Origin of the sequence: Streptomyces sp. NPDC005820, assembly GCF_040630255.1 — a bacterium.
Lineage (GTDB): Bacteria > Actinomycetota > Actinomycetes > Streptomycetales > Streptomycetaceae > Streptomyces.
In genome coordinates, this window is record NZ_JBEXXE010000041.1 from 95,642 (window position 1) to 105,490 (window position 9,849).

Annotated in this window: 9 protein-coding genes; 7 read left to right on the forward strand and 2 right to left on the reverse strand. The window is 71.1% G+C overall.

The window, feature by feature from the left end:
* Positions 1 to 63: 63 nt before the first annotated feature.
* Complete coding sequence (locus tag ABZ464_RS38705; protein ID WP_359285712.1) at positions 64 to 276, reverse strand: hypothetical protein; 213 nt, start codon at positions 274 to 276, stop codon at positions 64 to 66.
* Positions 277 to 378: 102 nt separating this feature from the next.
* Here ABZ464_RS38705 and ABZ464_RS38710 point away from each other — a divergent pair, with 102 nt between their 5' ends.
* The 6 genes from ABZ464_RS38710 (at position 379) to yjfF (ending at position 7,509) form a co-directional block, all read left to right on the forward strand.
* The gene (locus ABZ464_RS38710) at positions 379 to 906 is read left to right on the forward strand and encodes a hypothetical protein (protein WP_359285715.1); all 528 of its coding nucleotides are present in this window, start codon (positions 379 to 381) and stop codon (positions 904 to 906) included.
* Positions 907 to 1,549: 643 nt separating this feature from the next.
* Entirely contained in the window at positions 1,550 to 2,596 is a 1,047-nt protein-coding gene (locus ABZ464_RS38715; RefSeq protein ID WP_359285718.1) for a LacI family DNA-binding transcriptional regulator, read from the forward strand.
* A gap of 132 nt (positions 2,597 to 2,728) precedes the next feature.
* On the forward strand, positions 2,729 to 3,733 hold the full coding sequence (locus ABZ464_RS38720; protein ID WP_359285721.1) for an ABC transporter substrate-binding protein: 1,005 nt from the start codon (positions 2,729 to 2,731) through the stop codon (positions 3,731 to 3,733).
* Positions 3,734 to 3,830: 97 nt separating this feature from the next.
* Positions 3,831 to 5,387, forward strand: a complete 1,557-nt coding sequence (locus tag ABZ464_RS38725; RefSeq protein WP_359285724.1) for a sugar ABC transporter ATP-binding protein — start codon at positions 3,831 to 3,833, stop codon at positions 5,385 to 5,387.
* Positions 5,384 to 6,484: an ABC transporter permease gene (locus tag ABZ464_RS38730; RefSeq protein WP_359285726.1), complete on the forward strand. Its 1,101-nt coding sequence runs from the start codon at positions 5,384 to 5,386 to the stop codon at positions 6,482 to 6,484. Before ABZ464_RS38725 ends, ABZ464_RS38730 begins: the two co-directional genes overlap by 4 nt.
* On the forward strand, positions 6,484 to 7,509 hold the full coding sequence (gene yjfF / locus ABZ464_RS38735) for a galactofuranose ABC transporter, permease protein YjfF (protein ID WP_359285729.1): 1,026 nt from the start codon (positions 6,484 to 6,486) through the stop codon (positions 7,507 to 7,509). The genes ABZ464_RS38730 and yjfF overlap by 1 nt, the downstream gene beginning before the upstream one ends.
* Before the next feature lie 72 nt (positions 7,510 to 7,581).
* On the opposite strand, the gene ABZ464_RS38740 is transcribed toward yjfF, so the two are convergent.
* Entirely contained in the window at positions 7,582 to 9,405 is a 1,824-nt protein-coding gene (locus ABZ464_RS38740; RefSeq protein WP_359285732.1) for a hypothetical protein, read from the reverse strand.
* A 141-nt stretch (positions 9,406 to 9,546) separates the two neighbouring features.
* Here ABZ464_RS38740 and ABZ464_RS38745 point away from each other — a divergent pair, with 141 nt between their 5' ends.
* A complete protein-coding gene (locus tag ABZ464_RS38745; RefSeq protein ID WP_359285735.1) occupies positions 9,547 to 9,738 on the forward strand; it encodes a hypothetical protein in 192 nt (63 codons plus the stop codon).
* Positions 9,739 to 9,849: the final 111 nt, after the last annotated feature.

Sequence of the window (9,849 nt, forward strand, 5' to 3'; positions counted from 1 at the left end):
CCGTGCCGACGGCACCTCAACGGCGCCCTCGCCTGCCCGGGGTGCGGCGCACCGTCTGTTCAGCTACGCGCGTATCCCCAGGACGCGTACGAGCCGGAGCCGCAGTTCGGCGTGTCCGGAGCGGTCGGTGATCATGACACCCTCGCGGGTCATGGCGGGGAGCGCGGCCCGCACGCCGATCACGGACCTTACGGCGACGAGCCCCGCCCGGGGGCTCATTCCGGCCACGACGGTTACGACGACGTCGGTGACGAGGGCCTTCACGAGGGCCTTCACGAGGGCCGGGACGGCCGGGACGACCGTGAGGGCGAGGACGGTGAGCCGCGGGGGCGGGCCGCGCGTCGGCGCGGGCAGGGCCGGGGTGGCCGCAGGGGCGGCGTGGACGGTGCCGGTGCCGGTCCGGCCGACGCCTCGGAGGCGAGCCGGCGGGACCGCAAGGCGGCCGTCCATCGCAAACGCCGTAAGCGCACGCTGCTGATCACCGCCGGTTTCGTACTGGCGGCGGGCGGGCTGAGCCTCGCCGAACTCGGCGTGGACGCACCGGGGTTCTCCGCCAAGCCGAACCCGGCGGCGGCCGGTGGCGAGTCCTCCGAGGTGGACGACTCCTCGGCGGAGCCGAGCGCGTCCGCGCAGCCGCTGGACGACCGGACGGGCACGGGCGAGGACAAGACCTCGGCGTCTCCGAGCGCCTCGGCCTCCCCGTCGGCCTCGGCGTCCCCGAGCGAGGAGGACGCGAGCCGAACCCCGGACAAGGAAGCCCAGTCGGCGACCGTCCCCGGCTCCTCCTCCGGCGCGACAACCCCCACCGGCTCCACCCCGACCGCAGCCCCGACGACCCCGGACCCGTCCTCCCCCGACCCCTCCCCCTCGGAAACCTGCACCCGCTTCCTGTGGTGGTGCTCCTAGCCCACCCCCAGGCCCCTCACCAACTCGCGCCCCACCACGGCCTCCTACGGCCCCCAGCCGCGGCCCCGCCGGAGGCTCGGCCCGCCCGTCTGCGGCCCCCCGCGGCGTCGCCGACTCCCGCCGAGCCGTCGACTTCCCCCGAGTTCTCGGCTTCCACCGGTCTGTCGGGTTCCGTCGATATGTGGGGTTTCGTCGTGATGCGGCCGAAGATGTCGAGCCCGCTCTCCCGCGCCCGCGGCTGTTGCCGGCGGCCGTCGGTGACAGCCGGCGGGCAGGTCTCGGCGGGTGTCGTCCGAGGGGTGCTCGGTGGGTGTAACTCCGCTGGTGTGAGCGGTGGTTGAGGGGTGTTTGGACGGGCGTCCACGGAACTCCGCCCACCTGGCGCGTTATTCAACCGTGACGACGTTCCCTTGCAGCCCTCTTGACCGCCATGAATTGTTAGCGCTCACAATGACGTCCGCATTCACCGGTCGGCGTCGGACGCCAGCGTGGGAGGTATGAGCGTCGTGCCCGTAGTGCCCCAACTCGCCAATCCCAGCAGTGCTGTTGGGCCCTCGGACACCGCGGCGTGAAGCCTGCCGCGCGGAAAGCGCCGCCCACGACACAGGACTTATCCGCAGACGACCGCCAAGGAGGTGCGGCCGTGTCACCCGCTCAGCTCCGGCCGCCCACCATGGCCGACGTGGCACGCCAGGCCGGCGTGTCCCACCAGACCGTCTCCCGCGTCCTGGGGGACCACCCCAACGTGCGGGAGCAGACCCGGGCCAGGGTGCTCCGCGTGATCGAGGAGATGGGCTACCGCCGTAACTCCTCGGCCCGGGCCCTGGCCACCCGCCGCACCCGGACGCTGGGCGTGGTCGCCTCCGACACCACCCTGTACGGTCCGGCCAGCACCCTGTTCGCGCTGGAGGAGGCGGCGCGCGCCGAGGGCTATCTCGTCTCCACGGTCAGTCTGCGCGAACTGACCATGGCGACCCTGTCCGAGGCGCTCGACCATCTCAGCGAGGGCGGGGTGGAGGGGGTCGTCGCCATCGCCCCACAGCGTTCGGCGGTGGACGCCTTCGCCGAACTCCGCTGCCCCTTCCCGGTGGTGGTCGTGGGCAGCGGCCAGGGCGTGGGCATCCCCAGCGTCAGCGTGGACCAGCACCTCGGGGCCCGCCTGGCCACCCGGCATCTGCTGGCCGCCGGCCACCGCACGGTCTGGCACCTCGCCGGACCCGAGGACTGGCTGGAGGCGGCCGACCGGGCCGCCGGCTGGCGGGCCACCCTCGAGGCGGCGGACGTCGAACCGCCTCTGCTGCTGCGCGGCGACTGGAGCCCGCTGTCCGGCTACCGCGCCGGGCAGGAGCTGGCCGGCTGGGTGGGCCGGGGGCTGACCGCCGTCTTCGTCGCCAACGACCAGATGGCGCTGGGGGTGTTGCGGGCGCTGCGCGAGGCCGGCGTACGGACCCCGCAGGACGTGGCGGTGGTCGGCTTCGACGACATCCCGGAGTCGGAGTTCTTCGCACCGCCCCTCACCACCGTCCGGCAGGACTTCTCGGCGGTCGGGAAGCAGGGCATAGCGCTGCTCCTGGAGATGATCGAGGGCCGGCCGCCCGCCACCCCGTCCCCGATCGCGATCGAGCCCCAACTCGTCGTGCGCGCCAGTACGTTCCCGCACGCCGCCCAACCCGAAGGCGTGCCCCTCTGACGGATCCGTAGGCCTGGCTGCCCAACAGTATGGCCGAAATACCGAACGATGATCGACAGGCTGGACGCAGTGCAGCCGGTCCACGAGTACCAGCAGGTCCGTCCCCGGGCCGGCTCTTCAAAGGAGAAGAACATGCTCAGCAGAAGGAACTTCCTCACCGCGGCGGTCGGCGTGGCGGCGGCGGGCGGCCTGGCGGCCTGCGCGAAGAAGGACGACAGCTCCTCCGGCTCGTCCTCCGGGGGCAGCAAGACGATCACGCTCGGCTTCTCCCAGGTCGGCGCGGAGAGCGGCTGGCGCAGCGCCAACACCACCTCGGTGAAGGACGCGGCCAAGGAGGCCGGCTACACCCTCAAGTTCTCCGACGCCCAGCAGAAGCAGGAGAACCAGATCTCCGCGATCCGCAGCTACATCGCGCAGAAGGTCGACGTCATCGCCTTCTCGCCGGTGGTCGTCACCGGCTGGGACGCCGTCCTCAAGGAGGCCAAGGCGGCGAAGATCCCGGTCGTCCTGACCGACCGCTCGGTGGAGACCTCGGACGACTCCCTCTACGTCACCCTGGTCGGCTCCGACTTCACGGACGAGGGCCGTCGCGCCGCCAAGATGCTGGCTACGGTCGTCGAGAAGGCCGGCCTCAAGGGCGCGGTGAAGATCGCCCAGCTGGAGGGCACCACCGGTGCCGCCCCCGCCATCGAGCGCGCCAAGGGCTTCAAGGAGGTCATGGACGCCGACCACGCCGACGACTGGAAGATCGTCGTCAGCCAGACCGGTGACTTCACCCGCGCCGGCGGCAAGCAGGTCATGGCGGCCTTCCTGCAGTCCAACCCGGACATCAACGTCCTCTTCGCGCACAACGACGACATGGCCATCGGCGCCATCCAGTCCATCGAGGCGGCCGGCAAGAAGCCCGGCAAGGACATCCTGATCGTCTCGATCGACGGCGTGAAGGACGGCTTCGTGGCCATGTCCGAGGGCAAGATCAACGGCATCGTCGAGTGCAACCCGCTCCTCGGCCCCCAGCTGATGGACGTCGTCAAGAAGGTCCACGACGGCGAGTCGGTCGAGCGCTGGATCAAGACCAAGGAAGGCGACTTCCTCCAGGACCAGGCCAAGGCCGAGCTCCCGAACCGCAAGTACTGACCCACGGCACCCACCGGCAGGGAGCCCGCGGCCGACCGAGCGCCATCGGTCCCGGGGCTCCCTGCGGGCCTGAACCAATCTCACGAGGAGCACTGCCATGGCAGAGCCGCGGCCCGTCCTGGAAATGGCGGGCATAGTCAAGGAGTTCCCGGGGGTACGGGCTCTGTCGGACGTCGACTTCCGGCTCTTCCCCGGCGAGATCCACGCCCTGATGGGCGAGAACGGCGCGGGCAAGTCCACCCTCATCAAGGTGCTGACGGGGGTCTACTCCCTCGACGGCGGCACGATCACGCTGGACGGGACGTCCGTGCGGTTCGCCAGCCCGCTGCAGGCCCAGCAGGCCGGCATCAGCACCGTCTACCAGGAGGTCAACCTCTGCCCCAACCTCTCGGTGGCGGAGAACATCTTCATCGGCCGCGAACCGACCCGTATGGGCCGTATCCAGTGGAAGCGGCTGCGCCAGGAGGCGGCCCGGCTCGTGGACCGGCTCGGCCTCGACATCGACGTCACCGCCCCGCTGTCCTCGTACCCGCTGGCGGTGCAGCAACTGGTCGCGATCGTACGGTCGTTGGGGCTCGGAGGCGGCGATGGCACGGCGGAGGGCAAGGAGGACGGGGCTGGCACCAAGGTGCTGATCCTCGACGAGCCGACCTCCAGCCTCGACCGCGACGAGGTCCTCCAGCTCTTCGCCCTGATGCGGCGGTTGAAGGACGAGGGCGTGGCGATCCTGTTCGTCTCGCACTTCCTCGACCAGATCTACGAGGTCTGCGACCGGATGACGGTCCTGCGCAACGGCACCCTCGTCGGCGAGCATCTCGTCAGCGACCTCGACCAGGTCGGCCTCGTCCAGCTCATGCTCGGCAAGGCCATGGGCCAGCTGGAGGAGCTCCACGAGCACCAGCTGCGCTCCGACGCGGGCGAGACGCTGCTGAAGGCGGACGGACTCGGCCGCACCGGCGGTATCGCCCCCTTCGACCTGGAGATCGACAAGGGCGAGGTGATCGGCCTCGCCGGACTGCTCGGCTCGGGCCGCACCGAACTCGCCCGGCTGCTCTTCGGCGCCGACCACCCCGACAGCGGCACGGTCACCGTCGACGGCAAGCAGGTCTCGCTCAGCGCCCCGAACGGCGCGATCGGCGCCGGGGTCGCCTTCTGCTCGGAGAACCGCAAGACGGAGGGACTGGTGCCCGACCTGACGGTCCGGGAGAACATCATCCTGGCCCTGCAGGCCGCCCGCGGCTGGACCCGGCCCGTCCCGGCCGCCCAGCGCGACGAACTGGTCGCCAAGTACATCAAGGCCCTCGACATCCGCCCCGCCAACCCCGAGGCCAGGGTCGGCCAGCTCAGCGGCGGCAACCAGCAGAAGGTGCTGCTCGCCCGCTGGCTGATCACCCAGCCGAAACTGCTGATCCTCGACGAGCCCACCCGCGGCATCGACATCGGCGCCAAGGCGGAGATCCAGAAACTCGTCGTCTCGCTCTCCGAGGACGGCGTGTCCGTCCTGTACATCGCCGCCGAGCTGGAGGAGGTGCTCCGGCTCAGCCACACCATCGGAGTGCTGCGCGACCGCCGGCTGGTGGCGCGGATCACCAACGGGCCGGAGATCACCACCAGCAAGATCCTCGAGACCATCGCGAGCGGAGAACACCAGTGACCACCACCTCCCGCTGGCGAGCACTGACGCACCACCAGCTGTTCTGGCCGGTCGCGGTCCTGATCCTCCTGCTGCTCGTCAACGTCCCGTTCACCCCCGACTTCTTCTCGGTCAAGATGACGGACGGCCACCTCTACGGCAGCCTCGTCTCGATCGTGCTGTTCGGATCGCCCCTCATCCTGGTCGCGGTCGGCATGACCCTGGTCATCGCCACCGGCGGCATCGACCTCTCCGTCGGCGCCGTGGTCGCCATCACCGGCGCGCTGACCTGCTCCTACATCAGCGACCAGGCCGACCAGGAGGCCCTGTCCGGGGTGCTGCTCGCGATGGGTCTCGGCCTGGTGGCCGCCGTCGTCTGCGGTCTCTGGAACGGCTTCCTGGTCGCCCGGATGGGCATCCAGCCGATCATCGCCACGCTGATCATCATGGTCGCCGGACGCGGTGTCGCCCAGTTCATCACCGACGGCCAGATCATCACCATCAACAGCGAGCCGTACAAGCTGATCGGCGGCGGCTACTGGCTGACGCTGCCCTTCTCCATCTTCGTCGTCGCCGTGGTCGTGGCCATCACGGTGGCGCTGACCCGGCGCACGGCCCTCGGCCTGCTCGTCGAGTCGGTCGGCGGCAACGCCGAGGCCAGCCGGCTGGTCGGCATCAGGTCCAGCCGTATCAAGATCATGGTGTACGTGTTCTGCGCCCTGATGGCGGGTATCGCGGGCCTGATGATCAGCTCCAACACCTCCGCGGCCGACGGCAACAACGCCGGCCTGTGGATCGAGCTCGACGCGATCCTCGCCGTGGTGATCGGCGGCACCTCGCTGCTCGGCGGCCGGTTCTCGATCGGCGGCACGGTGGTCGGCGCCCTCGTCATCCAGACCCTGACCACCACGATCTACACCATCGGCGTACCGACCCAGACCAACCTGGTCTTCAAGGCCGCCGTCGTCATCGTCGTCTGTCTGCTGCAGTCCCCGAAGTTCCGCGCCAAGGTCTTCGGGGCGAGGTTCGGTGCGAAGACCGGCGCCGGACAGGTGACGGCCCCGGCGGCGGATCCCGCCGCGCCCGCCGACGCCGCTCCCAAGATGGAGGTGTCGTGATGACCACGACCACCCAGAGCCCCCAGGCCGCCCCGGACAGCCGTACACCGTCCAGGGCCGCGCGGCTGCTCGCCGACCGGCGTCTGCCCGTCGCGGCCACGGCCCTGCTGTTCCTCGTCATGTACGGCGTGGGCCTGAGCCGCTACCAGTTCTACGGGTTCGCCGAACCGCAGGTCTTCCTGAACCTGTTCATCGACAACGGCTACCTCCTGGTCGCCGCCGTCGGCGTCACCTTCGTCATCCTGTCGGGCGGCATCGACCTGTCCGTCGGCTCGATGATCGGCTTCACCACGATGTTCACGGCCTGGCTGGTGGAACGCCAGGGGCTGCCGCTTGCCCTCGTGATCCCCATGGCCCTCGCCGTGGGCGCGTTCGGCGGCTTCCTGATGGGCTATGTGATCCACAACTTCGAGATCCAGCCCTTCATCGTGACCCTCGCCGGCCTCTTCCTCTTCCGCGGCCTGTGCCTGGTCATCAGCAAGGAGTCGATCTCCATCAGCGACTCCGGGGTCAGCAGCATGGCCCAGGCGCAGGTGTCCCTGGGCATGGGCTTCCTCTCCATCGGCGCGGTCGTCTCCCTGGTCGTCCTCGCCATCGCCTTCTACGTCCTGCACTACACCCGCTTCGGACGCCGGGTGTACGCCATCGGCGGCAACGAGCAGTCGGCCATGCTGATGGGCCTCCCGCAGGGCGGCACCAAGATCGCCGTGTACACGGTGAGCGGGTTCTGCTCGGCGCTCGCCGGTCTCCTGTTCACCCTGTACATCCAGTCCGGCGACCCGCTGCACGCGACCGGCATGGAACTCGACGCGATCGCCGCGGTCGTCATCGGCGGCACCCTGCTGACCGGCGGCTCCGGCTATGTCCTCGGCACCCTGTTCGGCGTCCTCGTCCTCGGCCTGATCAAGAGCCTCATCCAGTTCGAGGGCACCCTCAGCTCCTGGTGGACCAAGATCGCCACCGGTGTGCTGCTCTGCGCGTTCATCCTGATCCAGCGCTTCATGACGACCCGTAAGAAAGCCTGACGGGTCGTAAGAAAGTCTGACGGGTCGCAAGAAGGCTGAGGCCGATGGCCCTCCCCGGCCGGGGAGGGCCTTTCAGGTGTCATAGGGCCAGGTGAACCCCAGCTCCTCGGCCCGCCTGCGGCTCCCGGCCACCAGCCGGGCGTACGTCTTCGGGTCCTCCTCCGTCAGCCGCCGGACGGCGGCCGCGGCCTGCGCCTCGGGCGGGGTGCCGTCGTCCGGGACGGCCCAGCGGAACAGCAGCGGGTCCCCGTCCGGTTTCCCGGCGCCGAGTCCCGGCGTGTACCAGAGGCCCACCTCGACGGTGTCCGGGTCCTCTGGGCCGGTGCTGATCCAGCCCCGGCCCATGTCCCATCGCCGGAGCAGCTCCGGACGCTTCCCCAGCTCCCCCTTGATCAGACGGGCCACGGCACGGGCCGGCCATGACCAGCCGAGGTCGGCCTCCGCCCGGGCGATCTCCGCGTCGTACGCGAGGGCGTCGAACCGCTCGGGGGGAAGCGCGTGCGTGTTCCTTCCGGCACCCGGAACACCGGGCCGCCGCCAGTTCTCCCACACCACCCGGTCCCCGGCCCGGCGGATGGTGACGTAGAGCGCGCCGCAGCACCCCTCCGTGCAGGAGGCTTCGGCGAGTTGGACCTCCCGGGGTGCGGGCCCGGCCCGCAGCCCGCCCATGTCCTGGAGGCGCTCCGGACCGTGTGCGGGCCCGACGCGGAAGACCGCCGGGACGAGGGGACGCCCGTCGACGAGGACGCGGGTCTCGACGGGCAGCCGGTCCACGGGGTCGCCCTCGACGACCTCGATGCGCAGTCTGCCGGGCGGGGCCGGAAGGGTGAACGGCCGCCGCCCGGTACGCCGGATCCAGCGGGCCCGGCGCCGTTGTTCGGGCTCGTCACCGTCGACGGCGTCCGCGAGGGCGGCCCAGCGGGGCTCCGCCAGCAGCCGCCCGAGCGTCTCCAGCAGCGCGGCCCGCCTCCCCTGCGGCCAGTCGAGCAGCACACCGGGACCGCTGCTCAGATCCAGCGCGAGGGAGAGGAGGGTGGCGTGATGCTCCAGCGTCGGCGGCAGCAGCCGGGCGCGGCCGACGACGGACTCGTACAGCCGTGGTGCGTCCCGGCAGGCGAGAAGCTCGGCCGTGTCGTGGCGGTCCCGGGCCATGCGGACGAGGAGCCTGCCCGCCCGGGCGAGCAGGGTGGTGCGGGAGGGGTGCTCGTCGAGGAGTCGGGGCAGGAGGGTGGCCTCCGTGACACTGCGGGCGACCGTCGAGCCGATCGACCGGGGCGAGGTGGGCAGGGCTTCGAGTTCCGCGAGGACGGTTTGCCGGTCGCCGGCCCGCAACGCGCGGACCAGGGGCCGGAGTTCGTCGCGGCCGTCGAGGGCGAGCCGGCTGAAGGCGGCGCGTGGGCGGTCGACGGCGTCGAGGGCCTCGATGGCCGCACCGCCGAGTTCCCGCGTCAGGGCGAGGACGCAGAGACACGGGACGTCCGCCGCTTCCCCGAGCCGGACGAGCAGCGCGAGCCCCACCAGCACCGCCGGCACGCTCGTACCGGTCCGGACGAGTTGCCGGCCCAGCGAACGGGCGGCGTCCCGCCGTGCCTGCGGCAACGGCAGCTCGGCGACGGCGGCCCGGATCGCCGTCCGGTGGCGGGCCCGGATGCCGAGTGCGTCGAAACGGCGGTGCAGGGCGTCGGAGTCCGTCGGCAACGGATCCAGCGCTTCCCGTACGGCGGCCCGCGCCCGCTCGTAGGGCAGCGCCGGGGCCGTACCGGGCCGGGACGGGCCGCGGAGAGAGTGGCCGTGGGGAGGCGGGAGCCCGTCGGCGGACTCGCGTGCCGCTCGCACGGCGTGGTCGTACAGGGCGATCGGAGGGTCGAGCGCGCCGCGCTCCTCCTGGCCGCTCACCGAGCGGGGTCGTACTCGATTCCGTAGGTCATGCGGGAATCCTGGCATCCCCCTCGACGGACTGTCGAACGCATTGCCGGGAACCGCCCGTCGCGATCGCACGTGTAGGACGACAGGGCCCGCCCACCGAAGGAGAAGTACGTGATCCTGCTCGTCCTGTCCGGCATCCTCCTGCTCACCGTCGGCGGATGCGCCTGCGTCTGGTGGGCGGCCCGCGGCGGCCCCCGCTGGACCCGAGCGGTGGCCACCGCGACCCTCGCCGCCGGCGAACTGGCCCGCAAGGCCGACATCAGGAGCAACTCCACGGGCCGGAACACCTCGGACGACAGCTAGCCAGTGCCGCGGCAGACAACGTTTGCCCCGTCGCGACGCCCGGCACGCCCTCTCGCCGCACCGGCCGAAAGCCCAAGTACATCCAGTACGAGGGCTTCCGGCCGGCACGAC

Bases quoted from the DNA above. Each gene is read 5' to 3' on its own strand.
- ABZ464_RS38725 (WP_359285724.1), top strand. From the start codon at position 3,831: ATGGCAGAGCCGCGGCCCGTCCTGGAAATGGCGGGCATAGTCAAGGAG.
- ABZ464_RS38720 (WP_359285721.1), top strand. From the start codon at position 2,729: ATGCTCAGCAGAAGGAACTTCCTCACCGCGGCGGTCGGCGTGGCGGCG.
- yjfF (WP_359285729.1), top strand. From the start codon at position 6,484: ATGACCACGACCACCCAGAGCCCCCAGGCCGCCCCGGACAGCCGTACA.